Annotated in this window: 12 protein-coding genes and 1 tRNA gene; 9 read left to right on the plus strand and 4 right to left on the minus strand. The window is 72.7% G+C overall.

Annotation, left to right across the window (positions count from 1 at the left end; genetic code table 11):
* Window positions 1-50: 50 nt before the first annotated feature.
* Window positions 51-1,145: a phospholipase D-like domain-containing protein gene (locus tag AB0399_RS07300; RefSeq protein ID WP_366410535.1), complete on the plus strand. Its 1,095-nt coding sequence runs from the start codon at window positions 51-53 to the stop codon at window positions 1,143-1,145.
* A 117-nt stretch (window positions 1,146-1,262) separates the two neighbouring features.
* Here AB0399_RS07300 and AB0399_RS07305 read toward each other — a convergent pair whose 3' ends face one another.
* Complete coding sequence (locus AB0399_RS07305) at window positions 1,263-1,739, minus strand: TMEM175 family protein (protein WP_366410547.1); 477 nt, start codon at window positions 1,737-1,739, stop codon at window positions 1,263-1,265.
* A gap of 360 nt (window positions 1,740-2,099) precedes the next feature.
* Between AB0399_RS07305 and AB0399_RS07310 the strand changes: the two genes are divergently transcribed.
* Complete coding sequence (locus tag AB0399_RS07310) at window positions 2,100-2,894, plus strand: alpha/beta fold hydrolase (RefSeq protein WP_366410536.1); 795 nt, start codon at window positions 2,100-2,102, stop codon at window positions 2,892-2,894.
* 226 nt (window positions 2,895-3,120) lie between these two features.
* Here the strand turns inward: AB0399_RS07310 and AB0399_RS07315 are convergent.
* A tRNA-Arg gene (locus AB0399_RS07315) sits at window positions 3,121-3,196 on the minus strand.
* Window positions 3,197-3,524: 328 nt separating this feature from the next.
* Between AB0399_RS07315 and AB0399_RS07320 the strand changes: the two genes are divergently transcribed.
* The 7 genes from AB0399_RS07320 to AB0399_RS07350 all read left to right on the plus strand — a co-directional run bounded on the left by AB0399_RS07320 (window position 3,525) and on the right by AB0399_RS07350 (window position 12,428).
* Entirely contained in the window at window positions 3,525-5,165 is a 1,641-nt protein-coding gene (locus AB0399_RS07320; RefSeq protein ID WP_366410537.1) for a dynamin family protein, read from the plus strand.
* 58 nt (window positions 5,166-5,223) lie between these two features.
* Window positions 5,224-7,167, plus strand: coding sequence for a dynamin family protein (locus AB0399_RS07325; RefSeq protein WP_366410548.1), 1,944 nt, complete (start codon window positions 5,224-5,226; stop codon window positions 7,165-7,167).
* 125 nt (window positions 7,168-7,292) lie between these two features.
* A complete protein-coding gene (locus tag AB0399_RS07330; RefSeq protein WP_329369291.1) occupies window positions 7,293-7,727 on the plus strand; it encodes a single-stranded DNA-binding protein in 435 nt (144 codons plus the stop codon).
* Window positions 7,728-7,970: 243 nt separating this feature from the next.
* Window positions 7,971-9,398, plus strand: a complete 1,428-nt coding sequence (locus AB0399_RS07335) for a thioester domain-containing protein (RefSeq protein WP_329369293.1) — start codon at window positions 7,971-7,973, stop codon at window positions 9,396-9,398.
* Window positions 9,399-9,628: 230 nt separating this feature from the next.
* Window positions 9,629-11,293, plus strand: coding sequence for an energy-dependent translational throttle protein EttA (gene ettA, locus AB0399_RS07340; protein WP_328464296.1), 1,665 nt, complete (start codon window positions 9,629-9,631; stop codon window positions 11,291-11,293).
* Window positions 11,293-11,715 (plus strand): thioesterase family protein, encoded by a 423-nt coding sequence (locus AB0399_RS07345; RefSeq protein WP_329369297.1) that lies wholly within the window; start codon window positions 11,293-11,295, stop codon window positions 11,713-11,715. The genes ettA and AB0399_RS07345 overlap by 1 nt, the downstream gene beginning before the upstream one ends.
* Window positions 11,712-12,428: a hypothetical protein gene (locus AB0399_RS07350; RefSeq protein WP_328464292.1), complete on the plus strand. Its 717-nt coding sequence runs from the start codon at window positions 11,712-11,714 to the stop codon at window positions 12,426-12,428. The genes AB0399_RS07345 and AB0399_RS07350 overlap by 4 nt, the downstream gene beginning before the upstream one ends.
* Window positions 12,429-12,521: 93 nt before the next feature.
* Here AB0399_RS07350 and AB0399_RS07355 read toward each other — a convergent pair whose 3' ends face one another.
* The gene (locus AB0399_RS07355; protein WP_366410549.1) at window positions 12,522-13,451 is read right to left on the minus strand and encodes an ABC transporter ATP-binding protein; all 930 of its coding nucleotides are present in this window, start codon (window positions 13,449-13,451) and stop codon (window positions 12,522-12,524) included.
* A gap of 263 nt (window positions 13,452-13,714) precedes the next feature.
* On the minus strand, window positions 13,715-16,768 hold the full coding sequence (locus AB0399_RS07360) for an ABC transporter permease (RefSeq protein ID WP_366410538.1): 3,054 nt from the start codon (window positions 16,766-16,768) through the stop codon (window positions 13,715-13,717).
* Between the last annotated feature and the right edge of the window lies 1 nt (window position 16,769).

Here is a 16,769-nt window from a genome sequence, read left to right on the forward strand (position 1 = left end):
TCGTGATGTCCTGTACATGTCATATCGGACAACCCCCACGCGAGGTGCGCATGTCCCGCCCGCACATCCGTCCCGCCTGCCTGCTCGCGGCCGCCGCCCTGGTCGCGGGCGCGGCCGGCGCCGTCGGCACGGCAGGAACCGCCGGAGCCGCCACGACCGGAGCCGCCACGACCCGGGCCGGCGCGAACGGAGCCGCCACGACGACCACGGCCGCCGGACCGTCCGCCGCCACCCCCTCGGCGGTCACGTACACCCTGGTCACCGAGCCGTCCGCCGGTTACGGCGCCATCTACGACCTGATCGGCTCGGCGACGACCAGCATCGACCTCACGATGTACGAACTGACCGACACCACCGCCGAGCACGACCTCGCCGCGGCCGCGGCCCGCGGGGTGACGGTCCGGGTGATCCTCGACCAGAACCTGGAGAAGTCCAACAACACCGCGGCGTACAGCTATCTCAACGCCAACGGCGTGCCGACCCACTGGGCCTCCACCAGCTACGCCGCCACCCACCAGAAGACCCTCACGGTCGACGACGCCACCACCGCCATCATGAGCGGCAACCTGACCAGCCAGTACTACTCCACCAGCCGCGACTTCGCCGTCATCGAGAACAACTCCCTCGACGTCAAGGCGATCGAGAAGGTCTTCGAGGCCGACTACGCGGGCACCGCGATCACCCCCACCGACGGCGACCACCTGGTGTGGAGCCCCACCGACGCCCAGTCGAAGATCCTGGCGATCATCAACGGCGCCACCACCAGCCTGTCGGTGGAGAACGAGGAGATGGGCTACGCCACCGTCGTCACCGCGCTGGAGAACGCCGCCAAGCGCGGCGTGAACGTCGAGGTCACCATGACCAACGACGACAACGAGTACGCCGACGAGTTCGACGCCCTCACCACGGCCGGCGTCCACGTCCGCACCTACGCCTACACCGCGTCCCTCTACATCCATGCCAAGGCGATCGTCGCCGACTACGGCACCAGCGCCGCCACCGTCGACGTCGGCTCCCAGAACTTCTCCAGCGCCTCCCTCAACAAGAACCGCGAACTCGGCTTCATCACCACGTCCGCACCGATCATCTCCGGTATCAACACGGCACTCGCCTCCGACTACGCCGGCGGCACCGCCTGGTCCTGACCCCCGCGGGGACGCACCCGGCCCGCCCTTCCGCAGTGACCGCGGCCCCACGGCCCCGGGATCACCGGGAGGGAGGGCCGGCCGGCGCCTGGTTCAAGCCGCTGGTCGGTGCGTGGATCAGGCCGTCTGGCCGGCGCGTTGGCGGTCGCGGACGCGGGAGCCGAGACGGTTGGCGACGAAGGGGCAGATGATCCAGAGCACCCATCCGTAGGTGGTCGCGAAGAAGACCGGGATCGAGAGGGCGAACCCGATGGTGACGCCGTGCAGGTCGCGGCCGTCGCCCGGGCCGGAGGGTGCCGGGGCGCCTCCTGTGCGCAGGTGCTGCTCGGTCAGGCGGCGGGTCGCCGCGAGCAGCGCGAGGCCGGCGATCACCTGCAGGAGTGCGTAGAACCCGAAGCGCAGGGCGTGCGTGGCGACACTGTCGTGATCCTCCGTGGTGAGCATCTTGGTCGCGAGCGGGTTCAGGACGATCATCAGCAGCCAGAGCATGTTGATCGACCGCAGCGGCGCGTCGACGCGGGCGACGGCGCGGTGGACGCGGTGGTGCCGGCCCCACGACGCCGAGATGACGGCGAAGCTGATCAGGAACGCCAGGTAGTGGCCGTCGTTCGACTGCCCGTGGGCGCCGCGCGGTCGACCTCACCTGCCGCCGGAATCGGACGGCGCCGAGCCGCGGGGGAACCGTCGGTTCCGGAACGCGGCGGTGGCATCGGACCTACGGGCGATCGGGCGTCAATCGGCCTGTGTACGGGGCGAGTTGTGCTGTGGCCCCTGATCCGAGCTGAGCCGGTGAACGCTCTTGCGCACGGAGCGACTTGGGTCTGCGGGAGAATTCCCCCGACGACTCGCCGCAGCCGGAACCGGACCGGGCCGGGCCGGGGCCGTTCCCGTCCGGGATCGGACGGGCGCCGGAGCGGGACCGGACCGCGAACGGACTGGACAGGAGCTGACGCGATGGCCACCGCCGACCTTGACGGAGTCGCCCTCCACTACGAGGTGAGGGGCACGGGACCGCGACTGCTGTTCCTCAACGGGTCCGGCGGGACGCTCGCCGAGGCGGCGCCCCTGATCATCCCCCTGACCAGCCACTTCGAGGTGGCCGCCTTCGACCAGCGAGGCATGGGCCGGTCGGCGCCCGCCGCCGGGCCGTACGGCATGGCCGACCTCGGTGCGGACGCGGCGGCGCTCGCCGACCACCTCGGCTGGCCGACGTTCCGGCTGCTCGGCTTCAGCTTCGGCGGGATGGTCGCCCAGGAACTTGCCGTCACCCGACCGGGCCGGGTCGAGCGACTGGCGCTGCTGTGCACGTCGTCCGGCGGCCGCGGCGGTTCCTCCTTCCCGCTGCACACGCTGGGCCAACTCCTCCCGGGCGAGCAGGAGACCCGGTACGCGCGCCTCCTCGACACCCGCTTCACCACCGAATGGCTGGCCGGCCACCCTGGCGACCGCGCTCTGGTCGCCCCGATGCGCGGTCGGCTGACGTCGGACAAGCCGGACCGGATACGGCGGGGCGAGGACTTCCAGTTGCGTGCCCGGGCGGACCACGACGTGTACGACCGGCTCGCGGCGGTCACCTGCCCGACGCTGGTCGCCGCCGGTCGCTACGACGGCATCGCGCCGGTCGCCAACAGCGAGGCCATCGCCCGGGCCGTTCCTGACGCCGAACTGCGGCTTTTCGACGGCGGGCACCTCTTCCCGTTCCAGGACCCCACCGCGCTGCCGGCGATCGTCGACTTCCTCTCCCGGTGACCGTCCGCCGGAGCGGGGGCCCGCCCGCGTCACCGCCGCCGACATCGTGAGCCGGCGGCCGCACGGGCGGCATGATCCGGGAGGTAGCCGGAGCAACCGAGGCAACAGCCGCCTCAGGGGCTGAAACCAGCCATCCGCGGCAACGATTCACCGGAGTCCACACCCCCGCAAAAGCGAAAAAGAAGGATAAGGTGACCGCTGGTAGCCGCCCCTCGGTCCTTCCGCGTGGTGCCCCCGGCAGGACTCGAACCTGCGGCCAAGTGCTTAGAAGGCACCTGCTCTATCCACTGAGCTACGGGGGCCGGACAGTGGCCGCGGCTGTCTCCGCCCCTGGGTGGTTCCGTGACCTCGTACCGGGGTCAAGGATAGGGCGACAGATACCCGCTGCCGCGTGCTTCACCCGCGTGACACGTTGTGGAGGTTCGGTGAAGCGGTCCGATAATCCCAGGTGGCCGCGGAAGCCGCATCGCTTTTGACGGGTCGAAATGCTGCTGTTGTGCACTCGTTATGCCGGTGGCTCATTCCGCCCCCTGGCTCCCGTGCGTCCCATCGGGGTCTCGTAAGACGCGAATAGGGCAAATCGTCTCGAATAGGCTTCGAAATCACGCCAATGTGGGGCATTGTGCCATTGTGGTGATCTTGGACGTACGGCCCGAGCTGCTCGATGCGCTGTCCGCACTGCGTGACGGTGTCGACGCCGCACGCTTCCCCTTCCCACTGCCCGGGGCCGCCCGGGCCCGCCGAGCCCGTCAGGAACTGCTGACCCAGCTCGACGACTACCTCGTCCCCCGACTCAAGGCACCGGAGGCACCGCTCCTGGCGGTCATCGGCGGCTCCACGGGCGCCGGGAAGTCCACCTTGGTCAACTCGCTGGTCGGCCGCCGCGTCAGCCCCTCAGGAGTGCTACGGCCCACCACCCGCACCCCGGTGCTGGTCTGCCATCCCGAGGACCGGGCGTGGTTCGCGGACCCGAGGGTGCTCCCGGGACTGACCCGCATCTGGTCGGTGCGCCAGCGCTCCCGCGCGGACGAGGACGGCCAGGACCGCTCCGACGCCGAGCGCCACGGGTCCGAGCGGGCCGAACTCCGCCTGGAAGCCGACGACTCCCTGCCCCGCGGCCTCGCCCTCCTCGACGCCCCCGACATCGACTCCCTGGTCAGCCACAACCGCGAACTCGCCGCCGAACTCATCTGCGCCGCCGACATCTGGATTCTCGTCACCACCGCCTCCCGCTACGCCGACGCCCTCCCCTGGCACCTGCTGCGCGCCGCCAAGGAGTACGACGTCACCCTCGCCACCGTCCTCGACCGGGTGCCGCACCAGGTCGCCGACGACATCAGCCGCCACTACGCCGCCCTGCTCACCAAGGCCGGTCTTGGCGACGTGCCCCGCTTCACCGTCCCCGAACTGCCCGAGTCCGCCGCCGGAGCCGGGCTGCTGCCGCAGACTACCGTCGCCGCGCTGCGCGCCTGGCTGGCACACTGCGCCGAGGACCCGGCCGCCCGGCAGCACGCCGCCCGCCGCACCGCCGTCGGCACCCTCGACTCGCTGCGCGGCCGACTGCCCGCCCTGGCCGCGGCTTCGGCCGCCCAGCACGCCGCCGCACAGCGGCTGACCCGCGCCGCCGAGGACGCCTATGAACAGGCCGCGGCCCGCGCCGCCGCCGCCGTCGAGGCCGGCAGCCTCCTGGCCGGAGAGGCGCTCGCGTACTGGCAGGGCTATCCGGCCTGCGGCCCAGACGCGCTGCAGCGCGCCCTGGCCGAGGAACTGGCCGCCTTGCTGCGCACCGAGACCGACGCGGCCGACGACCGTGTCGCCGAGGCGTGGCGGCATGAGCCGGCAGGTGCCGCCCTGCTCGACGAACCCACCGCTCGCCCCGACCGCGACCGGGTCGCCGTCGCGGCCCGCATCGACAAGGGCGTACGCCGCTGGAGGCGCGGCCTGACGGACCTCGCCTACGCCGAAGCCCGGGCGTCCCGCTCCGCCGACCGGCCGGCCGCCGACCCGGAGGACGTCGCCACCCTCCTGGCCACGGTGCTGCTCGGCGGCAGGTCCGGCCGGCCCGCGGGCGAACGGCTGGCCGAAACGCTCGGTGCCCAGGCCGCCGTCCGGCTGCGCGATGCCGCCCGTGCCCTGCTCGACGACGCTGTCGCCGGGCTGCTGTCCCGTGAACGCGAACGCCGGCTCGCCCCCGTGGACGGCTACGACGTCACCGCCGGTCAGCAGTCCGCCCTGATCGCCGCTCTGTCCGTACTACAGAAGGAGAGGTGACCCGGTGGCCACCAGCCCCTCGGCCCTGGACGTCCCGAACGCATCCGCCGAGCCGTCGGTGGTCGACCCGCTGACCGTACGGGTCGAGGCGCTCGGCGAACTGCTCGGCCTGTCCAGGACCCGGATCAGTCCGGATGAGCTGGCCGAGAGCAGCGAACTGCTCGCGCGGGTCGGTGAGCGGCGGCGGCTGTCACTCGACCACACCGTGGTGGCCATGGCCGGGGCGACCGGCAGCGGAAAGTCCACGCTCTTCAACGCGCTGACCGGGCTCGAACTGTCCGCCACGGGTGTGCGCAGGCCCACCACCTCACGACCGGTGGCCTGCGCGTGGCAGCCGGAGCGGGCAGCCGGGCTGCTGGACCGGCTGGGCGTGGCCCCACAGGACCGCTACGCGCGCTACGGGTTGCGGGACATGTCAGCGCCCGCTCCCGCGGAGACGGGGGCGGAAAGGGAGCTGGAGGCACGGCCGCAAGGGCGCCCGGAGCGGCAGGAGCACGAACTGCCGTGCCTGCCCGGTCAGTCCGGCGCACCCGATGGCGCTTCCCACTGTTCAGTTGGCGACGGCGCCGAGGCCGGCGGGGACCTCGGTGACGTCAAGGAGCAGAGCCTCGACGGGCTGGTGCTGATCGACCTCCCCGACCACGACTCCGCCGCCACCGGCCACCGCGAGCAGGTGGACCGCCTGCTGCGGCTGGTGGACGTCGTCGTCTGGGTGCTGGACCCGGAGAAGTACGCCGACGCGGCACTGCACGAGCGCTATCTGCGGCCGCTGGCGGGGCACGCCGATGTCACCGTGCTGGTGCTGAACCAGGTCGACCGCCTCCCGGGGGACACGGCCGACCTCGTCCTCGACGACCTGCGGCGACTGCTCGACGAGGACGGGCTGGCGGTCGGCGAGCACGGCGAGGCGGGTGCCGTCGTGCTCGCCGCCTCCGCACTCACCGGGCAGGGCGTGCCGGACCTGCGCGCCGTGCTGGCCCAGATCGTCTCCGAACGCGCCGCTGCGGGGCGGCGGCTGGCGGCGGACATGGACCGCATGGCGAGCGGACTCCAGCCGCTCTACGTCGGCGAGGGCGGCGCCGGGCTCACCGATCCGGCGCGCGAGGAGTTCGTCGACCGGCTCGCGGACGCGGTGGGAGCGGCCGGTGCCGGTCAGTCGGCGGAGAAGGAATGGTCGAGTGCCGCGTGGGACGCCTGCGGCACGCCGTGGAGTCGACTGATGGGAGAACGGGCCGGCTCTGCGGGCTGTTCCCGTTTCGTCCACAAAATGACCGGTTCACTCGGTCGGCGTACAAATGGGCCGCGGTGGGCCGAGGTTCGGCCGCCCGCGCAGCTCGCGAAGGAGCAGAGCGGTCCGTCCGGGCTGCGGCCGACGGCCTCCCGGCCGGTGATCGACGAGGCGGTGCGCGGACTTTCCGCCGACGCGGCCCGCGGACTGCCGGTGCCGTGGGCGAGAGCGGTGCGGGACGCGGCGCGGCGCGGCGGGGAAGGACTTCCGGCGGCACTCGACGCCGCGGCGGTCCGGGCCCGGCCGCGTACGCCGGAACGGCCCGGCTGGTGGTCGGTGGCCGCGGCCGTCCAGTGGCTGCTGATGGCTCTCGCGCTGGCCGGAGTGGTCTGCCTGAGCGCGGTCGGATCGGGCTCTCTGGACATGTCGTGGTGGCCGCCGCTCGTCACGGTCGCGGTGGGCGGGGTCGGCGGTCCGCTGGTCTCCGGGACGTGTCGGATCGCCGCGCGGGGACCGGCCAGAAGGTACGGACAGGCCGCCGAGCGGCGGCTGCGGGACGCGGCGGCGGACTGCGGCCGGGCCCGCGTGCTCGAACCGGTCGCGGCCGAGCTGATGCGCTACCGCGAGGTCCGCGAGCAGTACGCGGTCGTGGCCGGCTCCGCGCCGGCGTCCGCCCGGCTCCTGCCGGCGGGCAGGCCGTCGGATCGGCGGACCGGCGAGGTGCCGGCGCCGACCGGAAACCGCGGGGATCGCTTGTCTCACTCGTCCGAGTGACGAAGTTATCCACATCCGGCGAGTTATCCACAGTTTCCGGATCTTTTTTCCTCGGTCGTCCGATTTCGCGCACGATGGTCTTGTCGCGTTCCGCAGGGGAGCGCGGCGGACGAAAGGAACGCGCGATGAACGAGACCTTGGTGACTGTCGTGGGAAATGTGGCGACCGAGCCCGAGAGCCAGGTGACGGCCACCGGCCTGATCGTCACCCGATTTCGGCTGGCCACCACCACGCGCCGCTGGGACGCCGAGCGCGGAGCGTGGACCGACGGCGCGACGAGCTTCTACACCGTGCGCGCGTGGCGGAACCTCGGGAGCAACGTGAAGGAGTCGGTCTGTCTCGGTGAACCACTGCTCGTGCAGGGCAGGTTGCGGATCAGGCAGGACGAGAAGGACGGCCGGCGCTACCTCGCGGCTGAACTGGAGGCAGTGGCGATCGGACACGATCTGGCCCGCGGCGTGGCCCGGTTCAGCCGTTCCGGCGGGGGTGGCGGGGTGAGCGCGGCCGCACGGGCGGAAGCGCGCGCGCCGGAACCGGAGTTGACAGCGGCCGGGCCCTGAGTGGCTGCCGCGTGAATGCGCCCCGGCATTTCTGGCGTGAATTGCGTCAATGATTTATCGACAATGACGGAAACATGTCCGTGGTCGCGTAACGATTGAGATTCGAATGCCGCTCAGGCTGCTCTCGGCTGTGGTCATGCCATCTGCGGTTCCTAGGATTTCGGCGTTCGTATGCACGGGGGCTCGGCACAGGCGGGGCCAACCCTCATCACGACCAGGCGCCCCGCCCGGAGGGGAAAACTCATGTCCAAGACCTACAGGCGGGGCGCAGCCCGTCTCGCGGCGGCCGGCGTCACCGCCGGCCTGCTCGCGGTCGGCGCCTTCGCCGGAGCGACCACGGCCGGCGCCGACAGCGGCACCGGCTCGGCCGGCGACACCGCGTCGTCCGGTGGCGCGACCGGCACACTCGGCGATCTCGTGCCGGGTATGTACGGTGGCGCGACCGTCACCAGCAAGGACGGCAAGCCCGCGGCGGAGCAAGCCGGGCTGTTCAAGCTGAGCCTCAGCGACGGCACGACCGTCTACACCTACTGCATCGACCTCTACAACGGCGCCGACACCAGCGGCAAAGCCGCCTACCATGAGGTCCCCTGGAGCGCGACGTCCCTGACCCAGCAGGGCCGGGACAAGGACGTGGCCGGGAAGATCACCTGGATACTCCAGCACTCCTTCCCGCAGGTCAACGACCTCGACGCGCTGGCCAAGACGGCGGGATCGGGGTCGCTGACCAAGGAGACCGCCGCGGCCGGCACCCAGGTGGCGATCTGGCGGCTCTCCGACGACCCGAAGGCGGCCGCGGACGATCCGGCGGCGGAGAAGCTGGCGGACTACCTCGACCAGTCCGCGCAGGCCGTAGCGGAGCCGTCGCCGTCGCTGGAGCTCACTCCGTCCTCGGTGTCCGGCAAGTCCGGCGGGCGGATCGGCCCGGTGACCGCGCACACCAGCGCGAGCGGGGCCCAGGCGGTGCTGGCCTCCGACGCGCCCGCCGGCGTGAAACTGGTGGACGGTGACGGCAAGCCGGTCACGTCGGTCTCGGACGGCAGCCAGCTCTACTTCGACGTGCCCGCGGGCACCAAGGAGGGCGGCACGTCGGTGACGGTGTCGGCGACCACGAGCGTGCCGGTCGGCCGCGCCTTCGCGGGCACCAACTCGAAGGACGGCGGGTCGAGCCAGACCATGATCCTGGCCGGCACCAGCCAGACCGAGATCAAGGCCACGGCAGCGGCCACGTGGGCGGACCAGGGCCCGATACCGGCGCTGACCGCGCAGGTGAACTGTGCCAAGTCCGGTGTGGACGTCAGCGCCACCAACAAGGGCGACGAAGCCTTCACCTTCACCCTGGAGGGGAAGACCTACACCATCGCCCCCGGCAAGTCGCAGACGATCACGGTCCCCGTCGCCGAGGACCAGGGCTACAAGATCGACATCGCGCTGCCCGACAAGTCGGTGAAGACCTTCAAGGGCGTGCTGGACTGCAAGGCGGCCACGCCGCCCCCGACCCTGCCGGCCAACCAGCCGAGCCCGGCGTCCGGGACCGGCAACCTTGCCGAGACCGGTAGCAGCAACTCCACCCCGCTGATCGCGGGCATAGCGGTCGCCCTCGTGGTGGTCGGTGGGGGAGCGGTCTTCTTCTTCCGCCGCAGCGCCAAGAAGAACTCCGCCACCTCGTAGGACCGTAGCCGGGGAACGGCAGCCGGACGGGCGGTCCCACCCGTCCGTCCGGCTCCGGGCCACGGTCCCGGCCGCTGCCGTCGTGCGGGGCCGGGACTGCGGGCCTCGGCCGGGGCAGGGGCTGACCTACCCGTTCGCCCCGGTGGGTGGACGTACGGCAAGATGGGGCGTATCTGCCCTCACGCGGCGGAGCCGCACATTGGCCCTTCTCGATTGCCGGACGGTTTCTCTTGGCTGAGTACATCTACACGATGCGCAAGACGCGTAAGGCGCACGGCGACAAGGTCATCCTCGATGATGTGACGCTGAGCTTCCTGCCGGGCGCGAAGATCGGTGTGGTCGGCCCGAACGGTGCCGGTAAGTCCACCGTGCTGAAGATCATGGCGGGGCTGGAGCAGCCGTCGAACGGGGATGCGTTCCTGTCGCCGGGCTACAGCGTGGGGATGCTGCTCCAGGAGCCGCCGCTGGACGAGTCGAAGACGGTCCTGGAGAACGTGCAGGACGGCGTCGCGGAGACCAAGGCGAAGCTCGACCGGTTCAACGAGATCGCCGAGCAGATGGCGACGGACTACTCCGACGCGCTGCTGGACGAGATGGGCAAGCTCCAGGAGCAGCTCGACCACTCCAACGCGTGGGACCTCGACGCGCAGCTCGAGCAGGCGATGGACGCGCTGGGCTGCCCGCCCGGTGACTGGCAGGTGACGAACCTCTCCGGTGGCGAGAAGCGCCGGGTGGCACTGTGCAAGCTGCTGCTGGAAGCGCCTGACCTGCTGCTGCTGGACGAGCCGACCAACCACCTGGACGCGGAGTCCGTGCAGTGGCTGGAGCAGCACCTGGCGAAGTACCCGGGCACCGTGGTGGCCGTGACCCACGACCGGTACTTCCTGGACAACGTCGCGCAGTGGATTCTGGAGCTGGACCGCGGCCGCGCGCTGCCGTACGAGGGCAACTACTCGACGTACCTGGAGAACAAGGCTTCCCGGCTGAAGGTCGAGGGGCAGAAGGACGCCAAGCGGCAGAAGCGCCTGAAGGAGGAGTTGGAGTGGGTCCGCTCCAACGCCAAGGGGCGGCAGGCCAAGTCGAAGGCCCGACTGGCCAGGTACGAGGAGATGGCCGCCGAGGCGGACAAGATGCGGAAGCTGGACTTCGAGGAGATCCAGATTCCGCCGGGCCCGCGGCTCGGGTCGGTGGTGGTCGAGGTGGACCACCTGCACAAGGCGTTCGGCGACAAGGTGCTGATCGACGACCTGTCGTTCACCCTGCCGCGCAACGGCATCGTGGGTGTCATCGGGCCGAACGGCGCGGGCAAGACCACGCTGTTCAAGATGATCCAGGGCCTGGAGCAGGCGGACACCGGCAGCATCAGGGTCGGCGAGACGGTGAAGATCTCGTATGTCGACCAGGGCCGGTCGAACATCGACCCGAAGAAGACGCTGTGGGAGGTCGTCTCGGACGGCTTGGACTACATCAACGTCGGGCAGGTCGAGATGCCGTCGCGGGCGTATGTGTCGGCGTTCGGCTTCAAGGGCCCGGACCAGCAGAAGCCGGCCGGGGTGCTCTCCGGCGGTGAGCGAAACCGGCTGAACCTCGCGCTGACCCTCAAGCAGGGCGGGAATCTGCTGCTGCTGGACGAGCCGACCAACGACCTCGACGTGGAGACGCTGTCGTCGCTGGAGAACGCGCTGCTGGAGTTCCCGGGTGCGGCGGTGGTCGTCTCCCACGACCGGTGGTTCCTGGACCGGGTGGCGACGCACATCCTGGCGTACGAGGGCGACTCGAAGTGGTTCTGGTTCGAGGGCAACTTCGAGTCGTACGAGAAGAACAAGGTCGAGCGACTGGGTCCGGACGCGGCGCGCCCGCACCGGGCCACGTACAAGAAGCTGACGCGCGGCTGATGGCGCGGCACGTCTTCCGCTGCCCGATGCGCTGGGGCGACATGGACGCGTACGGCCATGTCAACAACGTGCTGTTCCTGCGGTATCTGGAAGAAGCGCGGATCGACCTCATGTTCCGGCTGGCGGATCGGGAGGGCGGCGGGACGTTCGCGGGCGGTTCGGTGGTGGCCAGGCACGAGATCGACTACCTGCGGCCGCTGGTGCACCGGTACGAACCGGTGGCGATCGAGACGTGGGTGGAGAGCATCAACGCCGCGTCGATGACGGTCAGGTACGAGGTGAAGGACGAGGACGCGGTGTACGCGCGGGCGGCGACGGTCGTGGTGCCGTATCTGCTGGCCGAGCAGCGGCCGCGGCGGATCACCGAGGAGGAGCGGGCGTTCCTGGAGCGCTACCGCGACGAAGGGGCCGTGGTCGGGTGAGCGTGCGGCTCGGCTTCGCCGAGGGGCCGGGCGGGGCGGCGGTGGTGGAGGCCGACCTCGCCGCGTTCCTCGGGCGGCTGGTGAGGTGGGACAAGGCCGCGGTGGTGCGGCTGCGTTCGGCGGAGGGGGAGGCGGCGCTCGGCGTGTTCGGGCAGCCGCCCTTCGGCGGGGTGCTGGCGGTCAAGAGCCTGGCGCTCGGCGGCGACGGGATAGCGGCGGTGGTGGACGCCACCGTGTCGGCCGGGCAGTTGCTGGAGGCGGTCGGGGAAGCGGTGGGCGGCGGGCTGTTCACGGTGCCGCCGTCCGTCACCGGCCCGGCCTGGGCAGGACTGCTGCCGCCGCGCGAGGGATGGCGCCGGGTCGCGGAGATGCAGGCGACGGTCGTGCGGGAGGTGGCGGCGCGGGCGGTCGCGGAGTTCCGGGACCGTACCGAGGCGCTGGTGCCCGAGCGGCGTGGCCGGGCGGAGCTGGACGCGCTCGCGGAGGAGCTGTGGAGCAGGCCGCTGCCCGGCGGCGGGGCCGGGGTGACGCTGCGAGTGGTGCATGCCGCGCACGCCCTCGGGTTCCTGCCCGCGCGGCGGTCCGGCGAGGCAGCGGACGAGGCCGTCGCGGTGCTCGCGGCGGGCCCGTGGGTGCGGCTGCGCACCGGGTACGGGTCAGTGGCGATGCGCGGGGCGTCGGGGGCGTCCGGACTGACGGTGTCGCCGTTCTGACCGGGGGCCGACGCCGCTGACGGTGTCGCCGGTACCGGCCCGCCCGAGCCCGAGCCCGGGTTCGGGTCCGGGTCCGGGTCCCGGTTCCCGCGGCTACTCCTCCGGGCGGTCCGGCCACACCCCGATGTGGTCCGGCTCCAGTTCCAGCAGCACCCGGGAGCGGATGTCCAGCGCGTCGGTGTAGTCGCGCGGGATCTGGAGCCGTCCGGCGCGGTCGACGGTGGCGTACTCCCGGGCCACCACCGACTCCTGGCCGTGCTCGTCGACTTCGGTACGGCGGACCACCTCGGAGGCGGTGCGGCCGTCGCGGATGGCGACGGTGCGCCGGACGGCGTTGGACACCGCGTGGTCGTGGGTGACCACGACGACGGTGGTGCCCAACTCCTCGTTGGCGGTGCGGAAGGACGCGAAGACCTGCTCGCCGGTGGCCGAGTCCAGCTCGCCGGTCGGCTCGTCGGCGAGGATCACCGAAGGGTTGTTGGCGAGGGCGACCGCGATCGCGGCGCGCTGCTGCTCACCGCCGGACATCTGGCCCGGCTGCCGGTCCCGGCAGTAGCCGACGCCGAGCATGTCGAGGAGTTCGGCGGCGCGGGCGGACCGGCGGCGCTTGGTGCGCAGGCCGGTGCGGCCGGCCAGTTGCATGGGCAGCACGACGTTCTGGGCCGCGGTCAGGTACGGCAGCAGGTTGCGGGCGGTCTGCTGCCAGACGAAGCCGACCATGTGGCGGCGGTAGCTCAGCCGGGCGGCGGCGTCCATGGCGAGCAGGTCGTAGCCGCCGACGGAGGCCGCGCCCGCGGTGGGGACGTCGAGGCCGGCGAGGATGTTGAGCAGCGTGGACTTGCCGCTGCCGGACGCGCCCACCAGCGCCATCAGTTCGCCCTTGCCGACCAGCAGGTCCAGGCCCTGAAGGGCCTGCACCTCGACACCGTCCGCGGTGAAGATCCGGACCAGGCGGTCGCAGCTGATCAGCGCGTCGTGCCCGTACGCGGGGCCGTCGCGGCGGGCGGCCGCCTGCTGCTCCAGGTCGGCGAGGCTGCGTACCGCCGAACGCCCATCGGCCGCGCCGGCCGCGCCGGATGAGCCCGCCGCGCCGGATGAGCCACCCGTCACTGCCGAGCCAGTCGTATCCGCTGCGCCCACCGGGCCGGTGGAGCCCGCACCGCCCGCCGCTTCGCCCGCGCCTCCGGAGCGAGCCGGACCCGTCCCTGACGCCGAGGCCGACGCTGCCGCCGACGATCCCGCGTCCCCGGAATCCCCGTGCGTCCCGTTCCCCCGCGCTTCCCCGCTCATACCCGGTCCCCCGCTCTCAGTTCCGTGCTTTCCCGCCGCCGCCCGGCCAGCCACGCCTGCGCCAGCAGCACCGCACAGGCCAGTATCAGCAGCCCTGCCGACGGCAGGGCAAGGGCCCAGGGGTTCGCGCGCAGCCCCAGCCCGAAGTCGACCGCCGTGATGTCGCGCGGTTCCGTACCGAAGGTGAGCGCGCGCAGGTCGATGCCTGGGCCGAGCAGCGGAATCACCGCCAGGCCCACCAGCACCCCGCCGACCGCGCCGAGCAGCACCTGCGGCAGCATCTCCAGCAGCACCAGCCGCCGCGCCTGGCTCCGGGTCATGCCCATCGTGCGCAGCCGGGCCAGCAGGGTGGTGCGGCCCGGTGCCGCCTGGAGCAGCGACAGCAGCAGCGCCAGCGCGCTGTAGCCCGCTCCCGCCGCGACCGCCGCCAGGTACAGCCGGCGGGCGCCGTGCTGGAGCGGGGTGTCCGCGAGCGAAGCCCGCTCCTCGCTGCGCAGCAGCACCGACACCGACGAGACGTCGGACGCGGCCACCTCGCGCAGCGCCTTCGCGTCGATGTGCCGGCCGGGTGCCGCCATCGCCAGAAGGGTCGTCGGCGCCGTCTGCTGCGGGTACTGCTCGGCCTCCGGGTGCATGGCCTTGAGCGCGGCCGCCGAGACGATCACGAAGTCGCCGCCGGGCGCGGCCGGGGTGGTCGGCAGGACGGCAGCGGTACGGATGGAGACGGAGCCGAGATCGGTGGCGACCGGCACCGTCTTCCGGCCGATCTGCCCGGCCAGCCCGGGCGACAGCACGGCGGGCAGCACCGGCTGGCCTGCCTGCCCTGCCTGCCCTGCCTGCCCCTCCTGCCCCGCCTGGCCCCCGTGCCCGGACAGCGCGTGCGCCGGGAAGGAGGGCAGCCCGACCGAGCCGGTCAGCTTGTCGTACGCGGCGGGGTCCACCAGCACCACCGCGTACGATCCGTTGAACGTCGCATCGGCCGAGTGCTGCTCGACCCGCGCCGTGGTGGTCATGCCGATGCCGGGCACCTTCCGGACGCGGCCCGGGAGTTGGGGCGACAGCGTGGCGGTGACCGCGTCGATCCGGGCGTCCGCGCCGACCGTCGCCGTGGCCGCCCGGTCCCTGCCGTGGTTGATTCCGGCCAGCACGGAGCCGCCGAAGGACGTCACGGTCAGCGCCACCAGCACCGCCAGCAGCGGCAGTTGACCGGTGGCGGGGGAGCGGCCCGCGCGGGCCAGGCCGAGGTGGGTGACCGCGCCGGTCAGCCGCGCCGCGGGACGGGCCAGCAGCCGCAGCGGCACCGGGTACAGCCGCAGCAGGACGAGCGCGGCGCCGATCGCCACCAGTACGGGCGCGGCGGCGAGGAACGGGTCGTTGCCGGGGCCGCTGCCCCCGCCGGTGGCGGTGCCGCCCGAACTCCCGCCGCCCCGCTGGCGAAGCGCCACGACCGCGCCCACCACCAGCACCACCACGGTCAGTTCGACCACGAGCCGGCGCCGCGAAGGCCGGGCCGAGACCACGTCCTCCCGGCCGCCCGGCCCCGGCCGGCGTACCGCGAAGGCGGCCCGCAACGGCAGCGCGAGCACCACGACCGCGGTGACCAGCGCGGCCAGCAGCACCGGCAGCAGGCAGCGGCCGGTCGGCAGCAGCAGGAGCGCGAGCAGCGCGCCGGCCACCCCGCCGGGCACGGCCGCGGCCGCGGTCTCCGCCGCGAGCCGGCCGGTGACGCCGCGCAGCGAGCCACCGCGGGCGCGCAGCAGCGCGATCTCGACCCGCCGCCGCTCGGCGGCGAGCCCGCCGGCCATCAGCAGCACGGCGAGCGCGGTGGTGGCCACGCCGACCGCGGCGATCAGCACCAACGGGGTGGTGGCGTCGCGCTCCCGGAGGAAGCCGGTGAGGACGGTGCCGAGCGCATCGCTGACGCTCAGCTGCGCGCCGCTCGCGTCCTGCAGCTTGACCGCCAGCGGGCCGCCGCTCAGCGACGACAGCATGTTCTGGAGCGCCGGGACACCGTGCGCGGTCAGCCGGCCGATGTCCAGCGGTTCGTACCAGTAGACATTGACGCCCGCGCCGAGTTCCGGCAGCGAGTCGGCGGCGTCGCGGTGGGTGAGCAGCGTGAAGTGCCAGTACGCCTTGGGTTCCTCGCCGCGCTCGCCGGGCTGGGAGCCGAGGACCGGCCCGAGCAGGTCGGGGTCCTCGTTCCAGTACGACGAGGTGGGGTCGAGCGGGGCCACGATGCCGGTGATGTGCACGGTCAGCGGTTTCGAGTTCGTCCCGCTCGGGTGGACGGTCTGGCCGACCTTCAGATGGAGTTTCCGGGCGGTTCTCAGCGTCACGGCGGCGTCGATGGGCGGCGGCCGCTGTCCGTCGGAGACCGCGGGCGGCGGTTGCGGCATCCGGCCGGCCACCAGCCGGGCGTGCGCGCCGAGATCGGCCTGTGCGACGAGGTCGGCGGTCGGGGGGTGCGAGGACGGACGCGGCAGGCCGGGGTCGGGGACCTCGGACGCCTGGCCGGTGCGCGCCCCGTACACCGCGGAGTGCGGGGCGAGCGGGGTGGTGCGCGCCAGCAGCGAGTGGACGGCGCTCTGGACGGCGTCGAGGGTGGTCACGTCGAGCGGGTTGGTCCCGTAGAGCCCCTGCTGCGGGTTGTAGCTCTCGGTCAGGGCGATCCCGCGGTCCTGGTACTGGCCGGCCCGCACCGCATGTTGCAGCGCCCGGTCCTCGTAGCGGTCCACGGAACGCGGCAGGCCCGCCGCGAGGAACGCGGTGACCAGGACGAGCCCGAAGGTCGCGAGGGCCGCGTGGCGGGCGGCGCGCAGCCGCACCCGCACCCAGGCGAGTTGCACGTCGTCGCCGGGCAGGCCCGCGCCGTCCGCCGCGCCTGAGCCGCCGCCTGAGCCGCTGCCCGAGCCGCCGCCTGACGCCCCGCCCCCGCCCCTGCCCCCGTCCACGCCCCCGCCGTCTCCCGCTCCCGCTCCCGCTTCCGCTCCCGCTTCCGCCCCGCCCTCCGGCTCCCACGCCCCGCTGTCGTCCCGCTCTCGCGCCGCCATC

This window comes from Streptomyces sp. NPDC088194 (assembly GCF_040702025.1).
GTDB lineage: Bacteria > Actinomycetota > Actinomycetes > Streptomycetales > Streptomycetaceae > Actinacidiphila.

What these genes read in the sequence shown, in the direction of transcription:
- AB0399_RS07300 (WP_366410535.1), top strand. Translation starts at nt 51, where the DNA reads ATGTCCCGCCCGCACATCCGTCCCGCCTGCCTGCTCGCGGCCGCCGCC.
- AB0399_RS07310 (WP_366410536.1), top strand. Translation starts at nt 2,100, where the DNA reads ATGGCCACCGCCGACCTTGACGGAGTCGCCCTCCACTACGAGGTGAGG.
- AB0399_RS07330 (WP_329369291.1), top strand. Translation starts at nt 7,293, where the DNA reads ATGAACGAGACCTTGGTGACTGTCGTGGGAAATGTGGCGACCGAGCCC.
- AB0399_RS07335 (WP_329369293.1), top strand. Translation starts at nt 7,971, where the DNA reads ATGTCCAAGACCTACAGGCGGGGCGCAGCCCGTCTCGCGGCGGCCGGC.
- AB0399_RS07345 (WP_329369297.1), top strand. Translation starts at nt 11,293, where the DNA reads ATGGCGCGGCACGTCTTCCGCTGCCCGATGCGCTGGGGCGACATGGAC.
- AB0399_RS07360 (WP_366410538.1), bottom strand. Translation starts at nt 16,768, where the DNA reads ATGGCGGCGCGAGAGCGGGACGACAGCGGGGCGTGGGAGCCGGAGGGC.